At 66.1% G+C, this 22,854-nt stretch carries 18 protein-coding genes, 1 tRNA gene and 2 riboswitches; of the genes, 8 read left to right on the top strand and 11 right to left on the bottom strand.

What is annotated here, in order from left to right; translation table 11 throughout:
* Positions 1-56 precede the first annotated feature (56 nt).
* The 3 genes from B2246_RS11915 (at position 57) to htpX (ending at position 3,243) form a co-directional block, all read left to right on the top strand.
* The gene (locus B2246_RS11915; protein ID WP_286882227.1) at positions 57-1,727 is read left to right on the top strand and encodes an NAD(P)-binding protein; all 1,671 of its coding nucleotides are present in this window, start codon (positions 57-59) and stop codon (positions 1,725-1,727) included.
* 124 nt (positions 1,728-1,851) lie between these two features.
* Positions 1,852-2,253 (top strand): hypothetical protein, encoded by a 402-nt coding sequence (locus tag B2246_RS11910; protein ID WP_286882228.1) that lies wholly within the window; start codon positions 1,852-1,854, stop codon positions 2,251-2,253.
* Between the two features lie 111 nt (positions 2,254-2,364).
* Positions 2,365-3,243: a protease HtpX gene (gene htpX, locus B2246_RS11905; protein ID WP_008647421.1), complete on the top strand. Its 879-nt coding sequence runs from the start codon at positions 2,365-2,367 to the stop codon at positions 3,241-3,243.
* Positions 3,244-3,263: 20 nt separating this feature from the next.
* On the opposite strand, the gene B2246_RS11900 is transcribed toward htpX, so the two are convergent.
* The 6 genes from B2246_RS11900 to B2246_RS11875 form a co-directional block, all read right to left on the bottom strand.
* On the bottom strand, positions 3,264-4,289 hold the full coding sequence (locus B2246_RS11900) for a GlxA family transcriptional regulator (protein WP_286882229.1): 1,026 nt from the start codon (positions 4,287-4,289) through the stop codon (positions 3,264-3,266).
* 32 nt (positions 4,290-4,321) lie between these two features.
* On the bottom strand, positions 4,322-5,530 hold the full coding sequence (locus B2246_RS11895) for an MFS transporter (protein ID WP_186425447.1): 1,209 nt from the start codon (positions 5,528-5,530) through the stop codon (positions 4,322-4,324).
* A 104-nt stretch (positions 5,531-5,634) separates the two neighbouring features.
* On the bottom strand, positions 5,635-8,829 hold the full coding sequence (locus B2246_RS11890; RefSeq protein WP_286882230.1) for a bifunctional cytochrome P450/NADPH--P450 reductase: 3,195 nt from the start codon (positions 8,827-8,829) through the stop codon (positions 5,635-5,637).
* A 220-nt stretch (positions 8,830-9,049) separates the two neighbouring features.
* Positions 9,050-9,454 (bottom strand): alternative ribosome rescue aminoacyl-tRNA hydrolase ArfB, encoded by a 405-nt coding sequence (arfB, locus tag B2246_RS11885; protein WP_035884426.1) that lies wholly within the window; start codon positions 9,452-9,454, stop codon positions 9,050-9,052.
* Between the two features lie 47 nt (positions 9,455-9,501).
* Positions 9,502-10,893, bottom strand: coding sequence for an FAD-binding oxidoreductase (locus B2246_RS11880; RefSeq protein WP_035884396.1), 1,392 nt, complete (start codon positions 10,891-10,893; stop codon positions 9,502-9,504).
* A gap of 219 nt (positions 10,894-11,112) precedes the next feature.
* Entirely contained in the window at positions 11,113-11,907 is a 795-nt protein-coding gene (locus B2246_RS11875) for an enoyl-CoA hydratase (RefSeq protein WP_008647432.1), read from the bottom strand.
* A gap of 270 nt (positions 11,908-12,177) precedes the next feature.
* On the opposite strand from B2246_RS11875, the gene B2246_RS11870 reads away from it, so the two are divergent.
* Together B2246_RS11870 and B2246_RS11865 are read left to right on the top strand one after the other, a co-directional pair.
* A complete protein-coding gene (locus B2246_RS11870) occupies positions 12,178-12,558 on the top strand; it encodes a hypothetical protein (RefSeq protein WP_024569555.1) in 381 nt (126 codons plus the stop codon).
* Between the two features lie 9 nt (positions 12,559-12,567).
* Positions 12,568-12,801 carry a YMGG-like glycine zipper-containing protein gene (locus B2246_RS11865; RefSeq protein WP_035884398.1) on the top strand — a complete coding sequence of 78 codons (234 nt, stop codon included), beginning with the start codon at positions 12,568-12,570 and terminating at the stop codon, positions 12,799-12,801.
* Positions 12,802-12,978: 177 nt separating this feature from the next.
* On the opposite strand, the gene B2246_RS11860 is transcribed toward B2246_RS11865, so the two are convergent.
* A tRNA-Arg gene (locus B2246_RS11860) sits at positions 12,979-13,054 on the bottom strand.
* Positions 13,055-13,480: 426 nt separating this feature from the next.
* Between B2246_RS11860 and B2246_RS11855 the strand changes: the two genes are divergently transcribed.
* Complete coding sequence (locus B2246_RS11855) at positions 13,481-14,374, top strand: c-type cytochrome (RefSeq protein ID WP_286882232.1); 894 nt, start codon at positions 13,481-13,483, stop codon at positions 14,372-14,374.
* A gap of 136 nt (positions 14,375-14,510) precedes the next feature.
* Here the strand turns inward: B2246_RS11855 and hemN are convergent, their stop codons facing one another.
* A complete protein-coding gene (gene hemN / locus B2246_RS11850) occupies positions 14,511-16,013 on the bottom strand; it encodes an oxygen-independent coproporphyrinogen III oxidase (protein WP_286882233.1) in 1,503 nt (500 codons plus the stop codon).
* Positions 16,014-16,246: 233 nt separating this feature from the next.
* On the opposite strand from hemN, the gene B2246_RS11845 reads away from it, so the two are divergent.
* Complete coding sequence (locus B2246_RS11845; RefSeq protein WP_286882235.1) at positions 16,247-17,434, top strand: ABC transporter substrate-binding protein; 1,188 nt, start codon at positions 16,247-16,249, stop codon at positions 17,432-17,434.
* A 23-nt stretch (positions 17,435-17,457) separates the two neighbouring features.
* Here the strand turns inward: B2246_RS11845 and B2246_RS11840 are convergent, their stop codons facing one another.
* From B2246_RS11840 to B2246_RS11830, 3 genes are all read right to left on the bottom strand, one after another.
* Complete coding sequence (locus tag B2246_RS11840) at positions 17,458-18,777, bottom strand: ATP-binding protein (protein WP_008647402.1); 1,320 nt, start codon at positions 18,775-18,777, stop codon at positions 17,458-17,460.
* A 4-nt stretch (positions 18,778-18,781) separates the two neighbouring features.
* Positions 18,782-19,513, bottom strand: a complete 732-nt coding sequence (locus B2246_RS11835) for a response regulator (protein ID WP_017514019.1) — start codon at positions 19,511-19,513, stop codon at positions 18,782-18,784.
* A 325-nt stretch (positions 19,514-19,838) separates the two neighbouring features.
* Complete coding sequence (locus B2246_RS11830; protein ID WP_008647399.1) at positions 19,839-21,926, bottom strand: UvrD-helicase domain-containing protein; 2,088 nt, start codon at positions 21,924-21,926, stop codon at positions 19,839-19,841.
* 291 nt (positions 21,927-22,217) lie between these two features.
* Between B2246_RS11830 and B2246_RS11825 the strand changes: the two genes are divergently transcribed.
* Positions 22,218-22,439: a glycine zipper 2TM domain-containing protein gene (locus B2246_RS11825; protein ID WP_011517909.1), complete on the top strand. Its 222-nt coding sequence runs from the start codon at positions 22,218-22,220 to the stop codon at positions 22,437-22,439.
* 154 nt (positions 22,440-22,593) lie between these two features.
* Positions 22,594-22,681, top strand: a riboswitch (glycine riboswitch).
* Positions 22,682-22,702: 21 nt separating this feature from the next.
* Positions 22,703-22,822, top strand: a riboswitch (glycine riboswitch).
* Positions 22,823-22,854 lie beyond the last annotated feature (32 nt).

Genomic DNA, 22,854 nt, shown 5'->3' with positions numbered 1-22,854 from the left:
TCATCCGCCAAGTCATCCGCAAGTTCGCTTGCCGGAGCGGCTGCTCCAGGACGCCGATGGACCGCCGCCGCTTCCTGATCGCCGCCGCGGGTACCGCGCTGGCCGGCTGTAGCCGCATCAGCGACGAGGCCGACAGCTTCCTGCGCGGCCTGGGCCTGCGCGAACCCACGCCGGTGGTCCTGCGCCCCGGCATGGCGGAGGGGCACGCGCTGCGTGACCAACGCGGCTGGCCGGAGCCGGGCGGCGAACTGCGCACCGATGTGGCGATCCTGGGTAGCGGTCCGGGCGGGCTGTCGGCCGCATGGCAACTGTCGCGCGCCGGTCATCGCGACTTCATCATGCTAGACGGCCCCGAGTTCGGCGGCAATGCGGCCGGCGGCCAGTTCGGCGAGATCGGCTTTCCGCGCGGCGCGCATTACCTGCCATTGCCTTCGGCGCAATCAACCCACGTGCGCGAGATGCTGGCCGACGTCGGCGTGATCGAGCGCGATCCATTCGATGCGCGCCCACGTTTCGACGAACGGGCGTTGGTGCACGCGCCGGACGAGCGGCTGTTCTTCGACGGGAAGTGGCAGGACGGCCTGCTGCCCGATCATGACGATCACGATGCGCAGCACGCACGCTTCCTCACCCGCATGGATGCGCTGCGCCACGCCACCGGCAGCGATGGCCGCAAGGCATTTGCGATTCCGATCGCCGAGTCCTCGCGTGACCCGGCATGGACGGCGCTCGATCGCCAGACCTTCCGGCAATGGCTGAAAGCCGAAGGCTTTACCGCACCAACGCTGCACTGGTACGCCGATTACTGTTGCCGTGACGACTACGGCGCGGGGGCCGATGTCGTGTCCGCCTGGGCAGGCCTGCACTACTTCGCCAGCCGTGGCGGCCATGCCAGCAATGCCGCCGATGGCGCGGTGCTGACATGGCCTGACGGATTGCACGGCATGGTGACGCGGCTGACATCGAAGATCGATGCGCGGATGAATGCCGGCCAGCCATGGCGGCGCGCGGGCATGGCGGTGCGTATCGACGAAACGTCGGAGGGCGTCAGTGTGCTGTGCGCGCACTGGCCCGATGGCGTCACACAGCCGCCCGCGCTCTTTCGCATTCGGGCGCGGCGCGTAATCTGCGCGATGCCGCTGCACGTCGCCGCGCACGTCGTGCCGCTGAAGCCGCTCGGCTTCGACCCGGCGCAACATCTGCAGTATCACGCGCCCTGGCTGGTTTCATCGTTCCACCTGCGGGGGTTTCCGCAGGAGGCCGCCGGCGTGCCGCTGGCGTGGGACAACGTCGTGCATGGCTCGCGCGGCCTCGGCTACGTCGTGGCCACGCACCAGTGGATCCGCCAGGCACGTCCGGCGCACACCGCGTTCACGGCCTACTGTCCGCTCGACGCCGAATCCGGCGCGCCTGCCGGGGGATCGCCAGATGCCGTCAGGCGATGGCTGGCGGATGCCGACCCGGCCGCGCTGATGGATCTGGCCGTGTCCGATCTTCGCGCGGTCTATGGCCGCGAATTCTGGCGCCATGCGGACGCCGTCGAGATCACGGCACGCGGTCACGCGATGGCCACGCCGGTGCCGGGCTTTCTGGGCAACGCGGGCATCCGTGCGTTGCGTGAGACCGACGGCCGCATCCTGTTTGCCCACGCCGACCTGAGCGGACTCTCCGTGTTCGAGGAAGCGGCATGGTGGGGCACACGCGCCGCGCTGAGAATCGTCGGATAGTGACGCCGGGGTGGGGACGACCGTCTGCGCCGGCCCCTGCCATCCTGTAGAATCGACGCCAGTCTTTTTGTCTTTTACGTCACCCGCGCCCCGACCTCTCGTGCAACCGTTCCGGTTACTGCTGATGATTGTGCTGCTTGCCTTCCTGCCGTTGCAGGCATGGGCAGGTCTCGGCACGTCCGCGGCAGGCGTCGGCATGGCGCAGGTGCATCAGACGGCCGATGTCGCCGACGTCACTCGGGCCACGCTCGCCGTGGCGACCGATGCTTCCGCTATCGTCGATCCTGGCGATCCTGGCGATCCTGGCGATCGTGGTGATACGCCGGCATCCACGACTCAAGACTCCTCCTACCCTGCCGATAATGCGGAACCGTCGCCACCGGGCGCGGATTTCGCCGAGCAGTTGTTGCCCGCGCCGCTTCCGCGAATGGCAACCGCAACCGGCCGTGGCGCGGTGCCGCAGTACGCCCGCATCGCCCTGCCGGACCCCGACCTGCCTCTGCTGCCGCGCCCGCCGCGCGGCTGATCCCGCTTTCGCGCGAAGGTTGCTTCGCGCGCACCTTTATCGCGCAGTTCGCATCCAGCGGGCCGCGCGCTTGCGGCCCGTCCGCGTTCTTCCTAGTCTCGCCCCACATCCATGAAACGTATCTTTCTGTTCCTGGCGACCAACCTCGCCGTCATGCTTGTCCTCAGTGTCACGGCCAGCCTGCTGGGCGTGAACCGCTTCCTGACCTCGAACGGCCTCAACCTCGGAATGTTGTTGGCATTCGCGGCGCTGATGGGCTTCGGTGGCTCGTTTATCTCGCTGCTGATGTCCAAGACCATCGCCAAGTGGTCGACCGGCGCCCAGGTCATCACCCACCCGAGCACCAGCACGGAGCTCTGGCTCGTGCAGACCGTCGAGAAGCTGGCCACGCGCGCCGGCCTGCCGATGCCTGAAGTGGCGATCTATGATGGCGAGCCCAACGCATTCGCTACCGGCGCGTCGAAAAACGGCTCGCTGGTGGCTGTGTCCACGGGCCTGCTGCAGTCGATGTCGCACGACGAGGTCGAGGCCGTGCTCGCGCACGAAGTGGCCCACATCGCCAATGGCGACATGGTCACGCTGACGCTGATTCAGGGCGTGGTGAACACGTTCGTGATCTTCATGGCACGCGTGGTCGGCTACTTCGTCGATTCGTGGCTGCGCCGCAATGACGAGGAGTCGAGCGGCCCCGGTATCGGCTACATGGTCACCGTGGTGGTCTGCGAGATCGTCTTCGGCATCCTGGCCAGCGTCATCGTCGCCACGTTCTCGCGTCATCGCGAATATCGTGCCGACGCCGGCGCGGCGAAGCTGCTCGGCACGCCGAGCCCGATGGTGGCGGCATTGCGCCGCCTGGGTGGTCTGGACGCCGACGGCCTGCCGCAGAACATGCAGGCGATGGGTATCTCGGGCGGCAAGTCGTGGCTGGCGCTGTTTGCAAGTCACCCGCCGATCGAATCGCGCATCGCGGCCCTGCAAGGCACCCACTAAACCCCGCAGAGCGCTGGTGGCTACGCGGCCGCCAGCGCCACTGCCTGCCCTTCCCCGCGGAATGCCGCCCGGTATCGCTCGGGCGTCGTCTGCACATGGCGCTGGAATGCCTGACGCATGACATCGGCATTGCCGAATCCGGTGACATGCGCGATGGCTTCCAGCCGCCGATCGCTCCCTTCCAGCAGACGCCGCACCGCTTCCACGCGAAGCCGCTCGACATAGCGCGCGGGCGTGTCTCCCACCTGCTTCACGAAGACCCGCGCAAAGTTGCGCGGACTCATCGCCACCTGCTCTGCCAGCACGCCAACCGACAGGTCCCGGCCGAGGTTATCGGCAATCCATGTCTGCAACGCTCGCAGTTCAGGGCTTTGCGCCGCCTGCGCCCGCAGCACCGTCGAAAACTGCGCCTGATTGCCCGGACGCCGGAGGAACAGCACCAGATCCCGCGCGACGTCCAGCGACACCGTGTGCCCCAGGTCTTCCTCGACCAATGCGAGCGACAGGTCCATGCCAGCCGAGACACCGGCCGAGGTATAGAAGCGCCCCGCGCGAATCCAGATCGGATCGGCATCGACGTCCAGTTGCGGGTGCCGATGGGCCAGGCGCTCGGCGTGACGCCAGTGGGTGGTCACGCGCTGCGCGTCGAGCAGCCCCGTACCGGCCAGCACGAACGCCCCGGTGCAAACCGCGCCCATCCGCCGCACCTGCGTCGCCTGCGTGCGTAGCCAGCCGATCAGCCGCTCGTCCTCGGCGGCCCGCGCATGGCCCGAGCCGCCCGAGATCAGCAGCGTGTCGATCGGTCTGCCCACCTGCTCGACGATGCGGTGGTACGGCGCGTCCGCCAATATGCGCAGACCGCTCTCCGTACGCACGATGGCATCGTCGCTGACGCTGACCACGTGCAGGTCGTAGGGCGGCGACTCACGGCCGCACAGCTTGTTGGCGGCGCCGAACACGGCGGTCGGCCCGGTGACGTCGAGTTCCTGCGCAGGATCGGGCGCGACGATGACCACAACGCGCGGCGGTTCATGGGCTGGGTGCATGGGGGGCAAGTGATTGGGCGCGGATGCGCCGATCATACGCCCGCCGCCGACGGCGCCAACCGCTCCTGACGCTGCCACGCCAGCGTCACGGCAAGCGCCACGGCCAATGCCGGCAGCACCGCCAGGTTCACGCCCTGCCAACCCCACTGGTTCAACACCTGCCCCGCCGCCAGTGTGGCCAGCGCGGTCAGCGCGGCTGTGGAAAACTCGCTGGCCGCCTGCGTCCGTGCCCGCTCCGCCGGGCGGTAGCTGCTGGTCAGCAGCGTCGTGCCGCCGACGAACATGAAGTTCCACCCCACACCCAGACAAAGCAGGGCGAGATAGAAGGCCGGCAGCGTGGTCGAGCACAGCGCGACGATGGCCGCGAGCGCCGACAACGCAATGCCGCTCACCAGCATCACCGGATTGCCGAAGCGCTGCAGCAGCCAGCCAGAGAAGAACGATGGCGCATACATGCCGACCAGGTGCCATTCGATGATCTGGGCGCCCTGCTTGATCGTGTGCTGGCACGCCACGGCCGCGATCGGCGTGGCCGTCATCATGAACATCATCACGGCGTTGCCGATACCGTTGTTCGCAAACGATGCCAGGAACACAGGCTGGCGAACGATCTCGCCGAGCGGCCGGGCCGGAAGGCTATCCACAGCTGCCGCGGCGTGCGCCGCTGCTGACGGTTCCCGATAGGCCAGCGCCAGCACAGCCACCGATAACGCGCCGAACACGGCAACTACCGCGTAGGAACCGGCAAACGGCAGCGGCTGCATCATGTCAGCGCTCCAGGCCGCGATCGCGGGGCCACACACCGCCGCCACCACCCCACCGGTCAGCACGACCGATATCGCGCGCGGCTTCTCGGCGAGCGGCGCAGCATCGGCGGCGGCCAGGCGATAGAAGCGCGCGAATGCCTGGAACACTCCGACCAGCGCCGTACCGAGACAAAACAACACGAAGTCGTGCCGCCAGATCGCCAGCACCGAAATCAGACCACCGGCCATGCAGGCCAGTGCGCCGAGGCAGAACGCCGGGCGTCGGCCAAGCCGCTCGATCAGGAATGCCGCGGCGATGGCGGTCAGCGCCGATGCCACGGTAATCAGCGCGAATGGCAGCGTGGCCAGCGCCTTGTTCGGCGCGAGGGTGTAGCCGACCAGCCCGGTCAATGTCAGGTCGACGGACAGCGCCGAGGTATAGAGTGCCTGGCACAGCGCCAACACGCGCGCCTGCCGCAATGCGTGGGAAGCCATCGCGTCTCCGAAAGGGAAATGGGGATGGCACCCAGCGTACGGGTCGGCGTAGCCGTCCGACTGACAACGTTCAGCGGATTTCTGCCAACCGGGAACTCAGCGGCTCAATTGAAGACATCCTGCCGATAGCGGCCCTGCGCGACGAGACCGCCAAACCAGTCGGACGCCGCCTCGTCGGTCATGCCACCCTGAGCCTTGCCGATGTCGATCAGCGTCTGGCGTACCGCCGGCGCCATGCGGCGGCCATCGCCGCAGACGTAGATCGTCGCGCCGTCCCGTACCTGCGCCCAGACCTGCTCGCGCCGCTGCCAGAGCAGATCCTGTACGTAGCGTGGCGCATCCGGCACGACCGAGTACGCCGGGTGAACCTCGACCACACCCTGCCCGGCCCAGCGTTCGATGTCCTCGCGATAGAGCCAGTCATGTTGCGGATGGCGGCAGCCAAAGTAGAGCTGCGCCGGCGTCACCGCATTGCCCGTCATCTTCCGCAATGCGCGTTCCTCCAGGAATCCGCGGAACGGCGCGATGCCGGTGCCCGGACCAATCAGCAGCATTGGCGCCGTCGGGTCGGGGTCCGGGGCGAACGGAGGATTCGGCGTGCGGATCGACGCGGATACCCGCGCGCCGATCGGCAGATGCTGGAGCCACGTCGACGCCACGCCACGGAACTGCCCGCGCCCGGATAACGCCGGCGCGCAGACGGTGCCGACCAGCAGCGTCGCCACATCGGGCGATACCAGCGGCGACGATGCAATCGAGTAAAGGCGCGGCCGCATCGGCACAGTGCACGCCAGCAGTTCCTGAAGCGTCAGTGCGATCGCCGGATGTTCGACCAGCACATCGAGGATACCCAGCCGCCGCGCGACCACCTTCGTGGCGTACCCATGCTCCGCGTCGTCCGAAGCAAGTTGTTCGATCGACTGCTTCGTGAACGGGCAGCGCGTGGCCTGCGCCAGCGCACGCAGCGTCTGTCTCGAGACCACGTCCTGCAGCTCGATGAAGTGCGTCAGCAGTTGCCGCACCGGCAGTGACTGGTCGAGCGGCAGGCCACGCCCCATGCCGTGTGGCGCGGAGATCGTGGCCTGCGCATCGGGGTCGAGATCGAGTCGCTCGCACAAGTCGGAAACGAGCTGCGCGTCGTTCTGCGGCCACACCGCGATGTGATCGCCGGTGCGATACGTGATGCCCGGAGGCAGTTGCAGCCGGATATCGCGCGTCGACGTGCGCGGCGCCTCGATCGAGAAATCCCACAGACCGCTCGGGTCGCCTACCAGTTCGTCGTTTGACAGCACCGTGAACGCCTGCGTGCCGGCCGGCAGCGTTTCAGCGCGGATTGCCGCCATGCTGCGCACCTGCACGACTACGCCGAGGCCGCCGGAGTCCGCGCCGTCGGCCTGCAGCGCCTGCCAGAGTTGTGCGAGCCAGCGCTCGGCCGCCTGATCGAAGTCGCCATTACCATCGGCTTCGCCACGCGGCAGCAACGGCACCGCACCTGCGGTGATAAAGAAATCGAACACGCGACGCGGGAACGCCTGGTACGTCGCCCACTGCGAATTGCCGCAGCCGAGCAGCGCCAGCCGCACTCCATTCGCGCGGTAGCCACTGGCATCGTCCGCATCGAGCATTGCTTCGAACTTGCGACCCGAATCGGGCGCGCGGCCGTTGTAGGTGGCGGCCACGACGACGACCAGGCCCGAAGTGGGCAAGGCGTCTACGGCGTCGTCGAGGTCGGCCAGTTTCGCGTCGAAGCCCGCCGCAATGGCGCCGGCATGGATCTGCTCGGCCAGTTCGCGAGCCGTGCCGAGACTCGATGCGCACAACACGGTCATCGCCTGCCCATGCCCGCGAACGTCTGTCTGCGCGGCGTCGGCAACGGCCTGCGATGCCTGCCGGGTCACGAGCCGCTCGTGTGGCCTGCGCCGCCGCACGCGCAGCACGAACTGATCGGGCTTGATCGTCAACGTTTCCTTGAGCCGGAACTGGTAGTCGTGCGGGTCCTGGAACGCGAAGTTGCGCAGCATCAGCGCCAGCGCGAGCTTGGCTTCGGTCAGCGCGAACTGGCGGCCGATGCACGCGCGCTCGCCCTGTCCGAATGGCATGTAGGCATGGGCGGGAAGCTTCGCCTCGTTCTCGGGCAGGAAGCGATCGATATCGAAGCGCTCGGGGTTCGCCCAGACCTTCGGATCGCGATGCAGCGCAGTCAGCACCACCGAGATGCGACGGTCCTTGCGCAACCGGTAGCGGCCGCCCAGCACCACGTCGTCGAACGGCGCCACCGCGAAGGCGGGTGCGGTCGGCCACAGCCGCAGCGTTTCCTTCAGCACGCGGTCGAGCACGGGCATACGCGCCAGATCGGCATAGACCGGCGGCGCATCGCCGGGCAGCACTGTGTCGACTTCGGCATACGCCTGCGCCAGCACGCCCGGATTGCGCAGCAGTTCATAGAGCGCGAACGTGAGCAAGCCGCTGGTGGTTTCGTGGCCGGCAATCAGGAACGTGATGACCTGATTGCGGATGTTGGCGTCGTCAAGCCGCCGGTCCGTCTCGGGATCGCGCGCTTCGAGCATCAGGTTCAGCAGATCCATGCCCGACGTTGGCGACACGCGCCGCTGGCGAATCACGTCATCGACCAGATTGCGCATATACGCAATGTCCTCGGCAGCCTGGCGATGCGCCCGGCCCATGAAGCGATCCTGGATCGGCAGCCGCGTGAGCTTCTGCATCGCCTCCCCCAGCGCGCCGACCATCGCCACTACGAACGGATCGAGTTCGTCACTCGCAAACGATGCGAAGTCGTACCCGAAGCCCGCCAGCGCGATGGTGTCGAGCGTCAGACGCGTCATGTCGTCCGCCACGGCGATATCGGCGTCCGGGCCCTGGCGGTCCCATTTGTCCACCAGCCGGTTGGCCACACGCAGCATCACGTCGAAGTAGGCCTTCATCGCTCGCTGGCTGAACGCCGGCATCAGGATGCGATGCGCGCAGCCCCAGTTCGGCTCGTCGCTGTGCGCGGTGAACAGGCCGTCGCCGGCCATGTCGCGCAGGTAGGACAGCGGCGGTCCGATGATCTTGCGAAAGCGCGTGGCGTCGCACAACTCGCTGGCCAGCGCTACCGACGACACGAACGGCACGCGCTTGCCGGCGAAGTCGAGTTCGAAGATGCCATCGTGGTGGCGGCTGCGCGCCAGCAGATGCTGGCCGACCTCGCCCGGCGTGATCTGGAACAGGTTGCCGAAGATCGGCCAGCCCGGATCCCGGGGAATCGGCTCGAGGGCAGCGGCAGGTGTTGCAGTGGACATGGGGGAAGCGCCTTGTCGCGCGTGAATGTCATCAGGAAAGCTGCCGTCGACAATCGCCAGATTCGGCGGCGAAGTCAACGCTTTGGCGCCGAGGATGCACTCCAATCGGCACTTCTGTCCGCTCCGCCCCGTCCGTTTGAAATGTTTGTTCGAATCCCGGGCGCGCGACACCGAACCAACTACCTGATCGGCTACCGGCATCAAATGCCCGATCGATTCCCTAATCAAACACCTTGCCGCGCAGGGCCTTGACCTGGCCGCGCTGGGTCTTGGCCTCGATCCGGCGCTTGCGCGACGCCAGCGTCGGCCGCGTGGCCCGCCGTACGCGCGGCGGCTCCGCCACGCTGCGCACCAGTTCGTGCAGCCGCCGGATTGCCTCTTCCCGGTTCAACTCCAGGCTGCGATGCTGCTGGGCCTTGATGACCACCACGCCGTCCCGCGTGATGCGATGGTCGTGCAGCGCCAGCAGCCGCTCCTTGTGATCGGGCTCCAGCGACGACGCACGCACGTCATAGCGCAGATGCACGGCGTTCGACACCTTGTTGATGTTCTGCCCGCCCGCGCCCTGGGCGCGGATCGCGGTGATGTCGTACTCCTGATGCGGGATAAAAAAGTCGTCGGCCATGCGCCGCATCATAGCAACGCGTGGCCGACGATGTGGAGCAATCGGTATCAGGACGCCGGCGCGATGTTCTGATTCGTGGAGAACAGGTTCTGCGGGTCGTAGGTGCGCTTGATCTGCGCCAGGCGGGCGTAGTTCGGGCCATAGGCCGCGCCGATGCGCGCGGTTTCATCGTCGGTCAGGAAGTTGACGTAGACACCGCCAGTGGCGAACCTTTCCGTGGCGCGGAAAAAGTCGCGCGCCCAGGCGATACAGGCGGCGTCCTCGTCGGGACGCTCCCACCGCGCGTGGACGTTCAGCACATAGCGGGCGTCGCGATGGTGATACGCGGTGGCTTCGGGCGCCACGCGATTGGCCACGCCGCCCACCTGCCCGACGAAGATGTCCGCCAGCGGCGACGGTAGCCGCAGTGCGAAGTCCGTCATGGCGTCGATCGCACCATCCTCGAGCCGCGTGAAGTTGTGCGACTTCCAGTAGTTGCGGGCGCCCGGACCAAGCAGCGCGTCGAAGGCCTGTTGCCACGCGGTGTAAGGCATCTGTCCGACGTGTTCGCCCACGGTTTCCCCGAACTTGCGCAGCGGTTCGATCGCTTTCTCCGCGGCGGCCGGATCGCCGTCGTGGAACACCGCCAGCACCACCACATCCTTGCCATGCGCGGAGGCCGGCAGGAAGGGTAGCGGCGGCGCTTTGCGCAGCACGACCCAGACGTTGAGATCCTCCGGCATCGTCGATTCCACATAGGCGCGGTATTGCCGGAGCACGGTTTTCGCCTCGACCGCGGGGAAGACCAGCAGGCCCGCCGTGATCATCGGCCCCACGGGATGCAGTCGGAACTGGAAAAGCGTCACCACGCCGAAGTTGCCGCCACCGCCGCGCAACGCCCAGAACAGCTCGGGCTCGTGTCGCGAGTCGGTCCAGTGACGCGTGCCGTCAGCGGTGACGATCTCGCAGCCCAGCAGGTTATCCACAGTCATGCCGTACTTGCGCGTGAGCCAGCCGAAGCCTCCACCAAGTGTCAGCCCAGCCACGCCGGTGGTCGAATTGATGCCGAGCGGCGTGGCCAGTCCCTGCGCCTGCGCCTCATGGTCGAAATCGGCGAGCGTGGCGCCGGGACTCACCCACGCTACGCGTTCGAGTGGGTCCACGTGGACGGTACGCAGTTGCGACAGGTCGATAACGAGACCGCCGTTGCAGATCGCGCTGCCAGCGATGTTGTGCCCGCCGCCCCGCACCGCGAGCACCAGGCCACGGTCGCGCGCGAAGCCGACGGCCTGCATCACGTCGGCTGTGCCCGAACACTGGACGATGATCGCCGGACGCCGGTCGACGGTGGCATTCCAGACCGTACGTGCTGTCTCGTATCCCGCATCGGCGGGGAGCAGCACCTTGCCGCGCACGGCGTGGCGCAGCATGTCGATATGATCGGTGGTCAGGGTGGGCATGGCGGTACCTCCACAAACATGCCCGGGGCTTCGGAATTCGCACCCGGAAGAGATATCCATGCAAGGCACGCGCCAGTGGGCGGAAAGCCGCATCGGCGCTGGATTGTCTCAATGTCCGGGGTAGCAACACCGCCGCGAGTTGGCACGACCCGTTGCAAAGTTGGGACGGCGTGAAAGGGACATCCGCACGCCCGATACGGTCACGCAGGCCGACAAATCTTATCGCTGCCAGCGAGGGGGACGCTTCTGCAGGAACGCATCGATGCCCTCGCCCGCGTCCTCTTCCATCATGTTCCGCGCCATGACGTCGCCCGCGAATGCATAGGCATCGCCCAACTCCATCAGGCGCTGGCGATAGAACATCGCCTTGCCGTAGCGGATCGCTGCCGGGCTCTTGGAGAGAATCGCCTCCGCCTTGCGCGCCACGGCGGCATCAAGCTCCTGCTCGGGCACGGCCTCGTTGATCAGGCCCCAGTCCGCTGCCGTCTCGGCATCGATGAAGCGGCCTGTCACAAGCAGGTCGAACGCGCGTTTGGTCGAGACATTGCGCGACAACGCCACCGATGGCGTGGAGCAGAACAAGCCGACGTTGATACCGGACACCGCGAACTTCGCCGCGACCGACGCAATAGCCAAGTCGCAACTCGCCACGAGTTGGCAGCCGGCGGCCGTGGCAATGCCGTGCACCCGCGCGATGACCGGCACCGGCAATGCCTGGATCGCCTGCATGACCACGCTGCATTGCGCGAACAGCGTGCGGTAGTAGGCCAGGTCCGGGCGACCGCGCATCTCGCGCAGATCGTGCCCGGCGCAGAACGCCTTGCCTTCGGCGGCCAGCACGACGCAACGTACCGAGTCGTCCCGGGCGATGTCCTCGAAGGCCACGCGCAGCGCTTCGAGCATGGCTTCGGACAGCGCGTTGAATTGCTGCGGCCGGTTCAGCCGCAGCGTTGCCACGCCATCATGGGTCTCTCGTAACACGAAGGGGTCAACAGCCTTGCCGCCGGATTCCATTTCCACGTCTGCGCTCCGTCAAGGGGTGAGTGTCCAGGTTCGGACCTGCAGGAATGTCAGGTCAACTCGGGCGGATATCCGGCCGGCGAACCATCCAGACCCTATTCGACACCAGAACAAAGCTGGAATCCACTGCCTGGCTGGCCACTGTGTGCGTCTTTTTGCGCACTTTCATTCACCCGCAGTGACCTGGCAGACACCGGAACAGCGACTAATATGGTGTTACGCACCAGCCCCGTGCGGTATCTACAACAGCGGAGGGAGATTGCAATGGCAAGAAGACTGAGCTGGCTCGCAGCAACGGCAACGGCATGTGTCGTGATGACGATGGGCCAAAGCGCCCTGGCCCAGGAGATTCCACTGGTCACCGGCAAGCAATGGACACAATCGACCGAACAGATGAAGAAGGCCTATCTGGTGGGCATCGCCAATCTGGCCCAGGTGGAATCGGCTTACTACGCCGACAAGCCGCCCGGCGACACTCAGAGCATCATGCCCCGTCTGTCGAAGGGGCTCAGGGGCCATACGCTCGATACCGTGCGTCAACGTGTGGATAACTGGTATGCGGCGCACCCCGACCAGCTTTCGCGGCCGGTGATCGAGACGATCTGGTTCGACATGGTCATTCCCGGCCTGCAACCCCAAAAGTGAGGTGATGCCATGAAACGACTTCAACAGCTTGGTGTGGTGCTGGCCATCGTCGGCGCCGCTGGGTGTACGAACATGACGCCGCAGCAGCAAGGCACGGTATCCGGCGCGGCAATTGGCGCCGCGGCCGGCGCGGGTATCGCGGCGATTGCCGGCGGCAGCGGCTGGACCGGCGCCGCCATCGGCGCCGTCGCAGGCGGCGTGGCGGGCAACATCAAGGGCAACAAGCAGCAGAGCTGGTACTGATCTCCCCTTGTCCCTGTAAATCGCCCTTGCGGCGATCGGCGCGGATTCGGGTACGCACGGCATTGGCCCGTGCGTATCGGGTCCGCGCCTTTGACTTCCGGCATCGGGCGACCGAAATCCAGCTATGGCCGGTGCGCAGCCTGAGTTGAAATCACTTCGGGAAAGTCTTGCTGGGATTGGCGCGCCCGGCTGGGATCGAACCAGCAACCCCTGCCTTCGGAGGGCAGTACTCTATCCATTGAGCTACGGGCGCGATGTGGGCTTTGCTGACAACGGGCGAGTGCCGCCGTCGGAAAGTCGCATAGGATACTCCGTTTGACCCGGCCCGTCCATGCGGGTTGCGCCGGTTAGTGCGATTACGGGTCTCCACGGGTCTCCCAGCCGCCGCTTTTGGCCCCCGGAGGCCATGTCTTGCGTCTATAATCGGCTCCTATTTGCGTCGCCAGAGAGACGTACCCGGGACCTGAGACAACCCGGACGCAAAAACGACAGATTCATCCCCGAAAACAGGGACGCTATCCAGACGAGGCCAGGCCGAAACGGCCAGGCGCGTGGACGTGGGCAGTTGAAGCCGCGCTGCGACGCCAGAGTCGTCCGGATAGCGTCTCCGAGGGCCAGACAAAGCAAGCCGCCCCCAACGTGCTGTGCAATAGGTTTCCCGCAAAATCGAGAGTTCTGTATGAGTGACGTCCACCAAGAAAACGACCACCACGAGTCGCCAATCAAGACCCCCAAGCAGCTGATCGTCGTCGTGATCGCAGCGTTCCTGATCCCGATCCTCGTCATCATCCTGCTGGTCAACTTTGTCGGACACGGCACCCGCGAAGGCGCCGGCTCAACACAGTCTGCCGAGGCAATCAACGACCGGATCAAGCCCGTAGCCTCGCTCGAAATCAAGGACCCTAACGCACCGCGCGTCCTGAAGACCGGCGAAGAGGTCTACAAGGCTGTCTGCGCAGCCTGCCATGCCAGCGGTGCCGCTGGCGCGCCAAAGTACGGCGTGGCGGGTGACTGGGCGGCCCGCATCGGCCAGGGCTTCGACGGCCTGATGAAGTCGGTGCTCAACGGCAAGAACGCGATGCCTGCCCGTGCCGGCACCACCCCGGACGACCTGAGCGACTACGAACTGGCCCGTGCCGTGGTGTACATGGCCGACGCCGGTGGCGCCAAGTTCCCTGAGCCGGCAGCCCCAGCCGCTGGCGCACCGGCCCAGGCCGCCGCTCCGGCAGCCGACGCACCCGCTGCTGCCCCTGCAGCAGCAGCGCCTGCCGCCGCCGCGGCCCCAGCCGCCCCTGCTGCTGCCGCTGCCGCTGCCGCACCGGCCCCCGCTTCGGCTGAAACGGGCAAGAAGGTCTATGAACAAGTCTGCGCGGCTTGCCACGCCTCTGGTGTGGCCGGCGCGCCGAAGTTCGGCGACAAGGCCGCCTGGGCACCGCGCCTGAAGGAAGGCATGGACGCAGTCCACAACTACGCGCTGAAGGGCAAGGGTGTGATGCCGCCGAAGGGTGGCTATGCCGGTCCGGACGCCGACGTGATCGCCGCTTCGAACTACATGGCAGAGGCCAGCAAGTAAGGCTCGAAGACCGTCACGGAGCGAGTGACAGTGACGCCGGGGGCAACCCCGGAAGTCACCCCGGCTCCACAAAAAAAGCCCGCGAATATCTCGCGGGCTTTTTTTATTGGCTCATTTGCTGAGCATCAAAATTTCTTTAAACAACGCGTGAGTAGCGCACCAGCGGGATGACCTTCGCGTCGTTGGCCGCCGGCGCTGCCGGCTTGGGACGCAACGCGTCTTCACGCAGATAGTGGTCGAACACCATCGCGATGCGACGCACCAGCAGTCGACCCAGCGGCGTGATCTCGATCCGGTTCCGCGTGCGCCGAAGCAGATGGTCCACGGCCAGCTTGTCCAGGTCGGCCAGTTCAGCGGCGAATTTCTGCGCGAAATCGATGCTGTGCGCGGCTTCCACGGCAGGAATGTCGAGCGTGCCGTTGCACATCAGCTCGCCGATGATGAACTTGCGCAGACGGTCGTCTTCCGAGGTCTCGAACCCGCGCACGATCGGCAGTTGGCCTTTGTCGAGCGCGGCGTAGTACTCGTCTGTGGTGCGTGCGTTCTGCGCGTAGTGGCCTGCCACGGCGCCGATCGCCGAGACGCCGAAGCCAAGCTGGTCGTAGCCTGCGTGGGTGGCATAGCCCTGGAAATTGCGTTGCAGCCGGCCTTCACGCTGGGCAATGGCCAGATCGTCATCCGGCAACGCAAAATGGTCCATGCCGATATAGACATAGCCAGCGGCGGTCAGGCGCTCGATCGTCGATACGAGGATGTCGAGCTTTTCCGCGGCAGGTGGCAATGCGGCGGGATCGATGCGGCGTTGCGGTTTGAACACATGCGGGAGGTGCGCGTAGCTGTAGACCGACAGGCGGTCCGGGCGCATTTCCAGCACGCGGTCGATGGTTGCCGAGAAGCGTTGCGTGGTCTGGTGCGGCAGTCCGTAGATCAGGTCCATGCTGATCGAACGGAACCCAAGGCGTCGCGCGGCCCGCACCACGCCGTTGGTTTCCTCATACGACTGCACCCGGTGGATGGCCTGCTGCACTTCGGGGTCGAAGTCCTGCACGCCGAGGCTGATCCGGTTGAAGCCAAGTTCGCCGAGCAGGTCCATGCGATCGTCGCCCACACGGCGCGGGTCGATCTCGATCGCGTGCTCTCCCTCAGGCAGCAGTTCGAAATGCTTGTGCAACGCCGACATCACGTGGCGCATTTCAACGGGATCGAGGAACGTCGGCGTACCGCCGCCCCAATGCGACTGCATAACCGCGCGGCGCTCGCCAAGCTGCTCGGCGGCCATGGCCATTTCGCGTGCCAGATAGTCGACGTAACGCGCGCTGCGGGTGTGATCCTTGGTGATGATCTTGTTGCAGCCGCAGTAGTAGCAGATGTTCTCGCAGAACGGGATGTGGACGTACAGCGACAGCGGTGCCGGTGCATTCGCACGGCAGGCATCCAGGGCGCGCCGGTAGGCGACGTCGCCGACTTCACCGTGAAAGCGGTCGGCGGTGGGATACGACGTGTAGCGCGGGCCATTGCCATCGATGCGGCCGGCAAGCTCGCGGAAGTCGGCGAGTGCGGTGCGATCGAAGGCGGTCGACGGGGATGCGAGGCCGGAAGGGATAGCGGTATCGAGGGTGTCGGACGTGGGGGCGGACATGATTTTGGTGCTTTCTAGGCGGAAGTACGTCCGATCCTATGCCTCGCCCGGGACTGCCATCTTGATAAGCATCAAGGCCACGTCATGCGTGCGCCCGCCAGCCCCGCCGAGGTGGGGAGCCAAGTCGCGTGCAAGTCACGGGAACGTCATGAACCGCCGATAGTCTCGGCCCGGTCTCGCTGCCCTGCGCTGCGAGACATCCTTTCCCCTCACACCGCTTCCGAACCACTGCCATGCGCCAAGCCCCACCGCAGTCGATATCGTCATGCGCGCCCGCGTCCGCAGGGCGTCGGCGCACGCTCGGCACGCTCGGCGCACTGGGTTCGCTCGGCGCGTTGTCATCACTGGCCGGGATCGCACCGCTCACCGCGTTCGCGCAGCCCGCGCCATCGGGCGCGCGCCGCCAGCTTGTCGTCGGCCAACTGGTCGATCGCACCGGCCCGCAGGCCGATCTTTCGCGCGACTACCTGGCCGGCGCGAAGGTGCTGTTCGATGCGTACAACGCGTCCAACGGCAGCCTGCATATCGTCCACGTCGCGCGCGATGCCGATACGAATCCGCGTGGCGCCACGGCCCAGGCAGTGGCACTCGCCGACAGCGAACATGCCGAGGTGCTGTTCGGGCCCGGCGATGCATTGCTGCCCGCGCTCGCAGCGTCCACCGAGCTGTCGCGCCGTGGCGTGCAGATCGTGGCACCGCTGTCGGGTCTCTCACTGAATGCCGAGAACGTCTGGTTCACCCGCGCCGACTATCAATCCGAACTGGACGCAGCGGTACGTCAGCTACGCGGCTTCGGACTGACCGCGGTAACGCTGGCGGTCTCTCCCGATTTCGCGGCGGGCACGCTCGCTGCAGGCACGCCCTGGCTGTCGCGGCTGGAGAAAGCCATGTCGGTACAGACGGTGCCGCTCACGGGCAACTTCGACGAGAGCGCGCGCCGCATTGCGGCGGGCCGTCCGGGTGCGGTGATCGTCGGCGGCGACACGCTCGCCTACGGTAGCCTGGGTCGCGCGCTGGCTGCGCAGAACTGGTACGGATTCCTGGTGGGGTTGTCGGCTGTCAGCCCGGTGTCGGCGCGTGAAATCCTCGGTACAGGCTATGCGGGCGGGATGGTGGTGACGCAGATCGCGCCGGGGCCGCAGGAGTCGACGCTGCGTGTGGTGAAAGAGCATGTCGCGCGCATGAAGCAGTATCTCGACGAGCCGCCCTCGCCCGCCACGCTGGCCGGCTACATTGGCGCCGCGTGGCTGGTGCGCGCGGCCAGCGGCATCAAGGCGCCCGGACCGGTAGAGCTGCGTCGCGCGCTGCAGACGCGCGTCGACGTTGGCGATTTCACGCTCGACTTCACGCGCGGACTACGTGGTTCGCAGTACGTGCAACTGGCACCGATCAACAAGAGCGGTGTGCCCCAACGCGCCTGAGCAATCGACGCGCCGACGCCCCGTCAGGCGCGCGGCAGCACGATGCGCACGCGCAGGCCGCCCTCGGTGCGGTTGGTCAGCGTCAGTTCCCCGCCGTGCCGCGCCACGATGTCGGCGGCGATCGCCAATCCCATTCCCACGCCACCTGTAGCACGGCTGCGCGACGACTCCACGCGATAGAACGGCTCCAGCACGCGCTGGAGTTCCGCGGGCGGAATACCCGGGCCGTTATCGGACACGTCGATGATCACGCGCTCGGCGCTGTCGGTCAGCACGATATGGGCGGCGCCGCCGTACCGGTGCGCGTTCTCCACCAGATTGACCACCGCGCGGCGCAGTTCGGCCGGGTACGCCAGCAGCGGCACGGCGGTGCCGGAAAGCCGCACGTCCTGACCCATTTCCTGGGCATCGTCGACGATGGCCTGCAGCAGTGCCAGCACGTCCACGCGCTGGCGCGGGCCGGCGGCATCGTCTCGCTCGCGCAGGTAGTACAGCGTGGCGTCAATCAGTCCGTTCATCTCGGCCAGATCCTGGCGCAGACGGTAACGCACGTTGTTGTCCTCGATGCGCTCGATGCGCAGGCTCATGCGCGTCAGCGGCGTGCGCAGGTCGTGCGACACCGCCGCCAGGAAGCGCGATTGCTGCGCCAGCTGGGTGCGGATGCGCTGCTGCATCAGGTTCAGTGCCCGGGTAGCGTCACGCGCTTCGGCTGGGCCCGTCTCCTCCTCCAGCGGTGGCGCGTGGACGTCCTGCGCCAGCCGGTTCGCACCACTGGCCAGTTGCTGCACGGGCCGCGCCAGCAGACGCGCGCCAACCCACGATGCAATCAGGATGGCCACGAGCTGGAACAACATGCCCAGGTGCGGCGGCCAGATACCTCGGATATGGAAACCGGACGGTGGCCCAGGCGGCCCAGGGGGTCCGGGTGGCATGAGCACGCCACCTTTCTGCATGCGGAATGCGTCGGGATGCAGCGGGGGCCCGTCGTTGTCGCCGTCGTCATCGTCGTCATTGGCGTTGGGCGGCGGTGGCGGTCCGTGCGGATGGCTGAGCGACGCCAGCGCGCCCGGCAGTGGCGCAGGCAACGGGTGGCCGGCCGCCTCGGCTTCCGACGCGGCGCGGCGCATCCGTTCCATGTAGCGCTCCGAACCCGGGCGCGGGAAGAACCCCTCGATCACGGTCACGCCCAGCACGTGAACAGCAAGCATGATCGCGGCCATCACGAAGAACAGCCGCACGAACATCGAATCGAAGCGCCTTCGGGGCGTCTCCAATGTGCTGGAACGCAATTCTGGCCGCACCATTGGTGGATCGTCCGCCGATGGCGGCATCTGCGCTGCCATGCCGTCAGTGCTCCACGGTGCCCGTGAAGACGTACCCTTCGCCGCGCACGGTGCGGATCAGTGCCGAGTCGCGCGGATCGTCACGCAGCTTCTGGCGCAGACGGGACACCAACAGGTCGATGCTGCGATCGAACACGTCCAGATCGCGCCCACGCGCGGTGTTGATCAGCATCTCGCGATCGAGCACGCGATTGGGATGCTCGATGAATGTCAGCAGCAGCCGGAATTCCGCGTTGGAAAGCGGCACCACCGTGTCCTCGGCATCCACCAGCTGGCGCAGCGTGGTGTTCAGTCGCCATGCCGCGAACCGGACTTCATGCCCGGGCGCGGCCGGTGCCGGACGTCGCACGTCGGCACGGCTGCGACGCAGCACGGTATGGATGCGCGCCACCAACTCACGCATCTCGAACGGCTTGGTCACGTAGTCGTCCGCGCCCACCTCGAGTCCCACCACGCGATCGGCCAGTTCCGCGCGGGCGGTCAGCATGATCACAGGCAGGTTGCTGGACTCCCGGATTTCGCGGCACAACGTCAGGCCGTTCTCGCCGGGCAGCGAGAGATCCAGGATGACGAGGTCGTATTCCTGCTTCGACATCGCCGCACGCATGGCAGTGCCGCCTTCGGCACCTTCGGCCTCCATGCCGAATGTGGCGAGGTATTCGGCCAGCATGGCCCGGATTTGTGGGTCGTCGTCGACGATCAGCAGGCGGATTGGCAGGGCGGGGGACAGGTCCATGGGCGAGCTTGCAGATGGGAACGGCCGCGGAACCGCGGCCGGATGGAGCACCCAATGTACCAGCTTGCCCATTACAAGCGATGCCGGTTTTGTATCAAACTTGATACGTGCTTAAAACGCCACAAGCGACGAGAGGCGGAAAAAAACGCCCCCGGTGCTGCCGCATCCGGGAGCGCTCAACAGGGAAGAAGCCGGGCTCGCATGCGCCCAGCACACACCGCAAACCGAAGGGTAGGCGCGATGTGTCGCGACAGACGCCGAGACGAAAGCGCGCACGCCAATCGTAGAGAGCCGGTCATCCCGAAGCTTGTCCGGCTTGTATCAATCACCCCGCCGCAGGCTTGCCGAGCAGCGCCTTGAGCCCGGCCAGACGATCCTTCGGGCTCATGGCCGGGGTCTCGTCCTTCGGGGCGGGGTCGTCCTCCAGCTTCATCTCGGCGATGAAACGCGACGGCTCGCACGCATACGTATCGCGGGCGCGCTTGCGCTTCTTGCACCAGCTGATCTGCAGACTGCGCTGCGCGCGCGTGATGCCCACATACATCAGGCGGCGCTCCTCCTCGATCTTCTCGTCGCCCATTTCCTCGTCCTCGCGCGAGTGAGGCAGGATGCCCTCCTCCACGCCGACCAGGAACACGTGCGGGTACTCGAGCCCCTTCGACGCGTGCAGCGTCGACAGTCGCACCGCATCGGGATCTTCCTCGCGGCCTTCCAGCATGCTCATCAGCGCCACGGTCTGCGTAAGTTCGAGCAGGTTCTTGCCTTCGTCGCCGAAACCATCGGCGGTGTCGAATCCGGTGGCCGCGCCCTCGCCTTCCGGCTCGGGACGCGTGCCCTTGCGTTTGAGCCAGTCGAGGAATTCGAGCGTGTTGGTCCAGCGTGATTGCGCCTGCCGTTCATCGAAGGTGTCGTAGAGGTAGGCCTCGTAGTGGATACCTTCCATGAGATCGTCGAGCACCACCGTGGCCGGGTCCGTCTTCGCACGATCGGCCAGCCGCACCATCGACTCGCTGAACGTGCGCAGCGGCTCAAGCTGGCGCGGCTGCAGCTTCGCCTCGATGCCACCCATCATGGCCGCCTCGAACAGCGATACCTTGGCCTGGCCTGCGAACGTGCCGAGCACTTCGAGCGTGGTGTTGCCTACGCCACGACGCGGCGTGGTGATCGCGCGGATGAATGCGGGATCGTCGTCGGGGTTGGCGATCAGGCGCAGGTACGCGCAGATGTCCTTGATCTCGGCCTTGTCGAAGAAGCTCTGGCCGCCGGAGAGCACATACGGAATGCGCTCGCGGCGCAGGATCTGTTCGAACAGCCGGGCCTGGTGATTGCCGCGATAAAGGATTGCGTAGTCACGGAACTGCGCGCGCCGCTCGAACTTGTGCGCGGACAGCCGGAACACCACCGACTCTGCCTCGTGCTCCTCGTCGTTCATCGGGTGGATCGCGATCGGATCGCCCATGCCATGTTCCGACCACAGCTTCTTGTCGAACAGCTTCGGGTTGTTGGCGATCACCGCGTTGGCGGCTTCCAGAATCCGCACGGTCGAACGGTAGTTCTGTTCGAGCTTGACCACCTTCAGACTCGGGAAATCGGACTGCAGCAGGCGCAGGTTGTCGAGCGTGGCGCCACGCCAGCCATAGATCGCCTGATCGTCATCACCCACTGCGGTGAATGCCGGCGCGCGCAGATGCGACCCACCGGCCAGCAGCTTGAGCAACTGGTACTGGCACGCGTTGGTGTCCTGGTACTCGTCGACGAGGAAGTAACGCAGGCGGTTCTGCCACTTCAGTTGCACGGCTTCGTCGCGCGCGAACAGTTCGGCGGGCAGGCGGATCAGGTCGTCGAAGTCCACCGCCTGGTAAGCGTGCAGCGTGGCCACGTAATTGCGATACACCATCGCGGCCTGGTGCTCGTCCGCATCGCTCGCCTGCGCGAGCGCCGTCTCCGGATCGATCATGCCGTTTTTCCACAGCGAGATCGTGCTCTGCACGCTGCGGATCAGCTTCTTGTCCGTGGTGCCAAGCTGCTCCTGCACCAGACCGAAGCAGTCATCGGAATCCATGATGGAGAACTGCGGCTTCAGGCCAAGGTGCTCGGCTTCCATGCGCAGGATCTGCACGCCGAGCGAATGGAACGTGCAGACCGTGAGCTGCTTGAGCGGAATCCGCTTGCCCTCGCGCGTGGTCTTGCCCTCCATCAGCTTGCCGATGCGCTCCTGCATCTCCTTGGCCGCCTTGTTGGTGAACGTGACGGCGGCGATGTGGCGCGGCTCGAACCCCTTGTCCTCGATCAGGTGCGCGATCTTCTGCGTGATCACGCGCGTCTTGCCCGATCCGGCACCCGCCAGGACGAGGCATGGCCCGTCGAGATAGCGAACGGCTTCGGATTGCGCGGAATTGAGCCCGTGGGACATGTGATCTTTGATGAGGATTGGCCAGGATCGGCCGAAAAGGCGCGGATGAAGCACACCGGAGCCGGTGCGCCAAAGCTGGCGATGTTAACACGTGCCTCGTGTCACGCGCCTCGTGTCTGGTCGCACCCTGCACGTGTGTCGGAGACCGTCCTACGGCAAGCGTTTCGAGCCCGTAACAATCGTAAGCCGCGGGCACCCGGGCACGGCATCGGCCTCTCACTTATCACAGCGTGCCGCATGGCTGGCACGCGTGGCAGTACCGCATGTCGACAACAAAGCACTGGAGGCCATATGACTACGTTCCGCACGATTTCGAAGCTCACACTGATTGGTGTCACGCTTGCTGCCTTTGGCGGCTGCGCCGACATGACGCCGAAGCAGCGCAACACGGCGATCGGCGCGGGCGTCGGTGCCGTGGGTGGCGCCGTACTGACCGAAGGCAGCGCGCTGGGCACGCTCGGCGGCGCCGCCGTGGGTGGCGTGATCGGTAACGTCACGACCAAGGGTCACTAAGGGTTGTCCCAGGGCCGCTCATCAAGCGCCTGTTACCGGGCGCGATGACGGCCACCGACAGGTTGGCGAGGGCCGCCCGCAACGGGCGACCACGCACGGGACCGGGCCTGCCGCGCGAGGTTTGACAAAGGCAGACCGGTCCCGTACATTCACGCGCATCCGGCCGGGAGAGCGCGCAGCGATTGCGCCGCCGAAGGGGTATCACCCGAAAACTCTCAGGCACCATGGACTGGCTGGATCGGCATGCAACATGCACACAATGCATGCCGCACTCTGGAGAGCGACATCCGCTATTGCAAGGCAATGGTGAGCATGTCCACCGAAGGGGCGCACGAAGCACCATGCTTCGTAATCTCTCAGGTATCGAGGACAGAGGGGTCATCCGCGGCAGCGGACTGGTAGCGCATTGGCGCGA

This window comes from Cupriavidus sp. UBA2010 (assembly GCF_002335265.1).
Classification (GTDB): Bacteria; Pseudomonadota; Gammaproteobacteria; order Burkholderiales; family Burkholderiaceae; genus Cupriavidus; species Cupriavidus metallidurans.
Note: the sequence above shows the minus strand (reverse complement) of the source record. Positions and strands in the feature narration are given on the sequence as shown.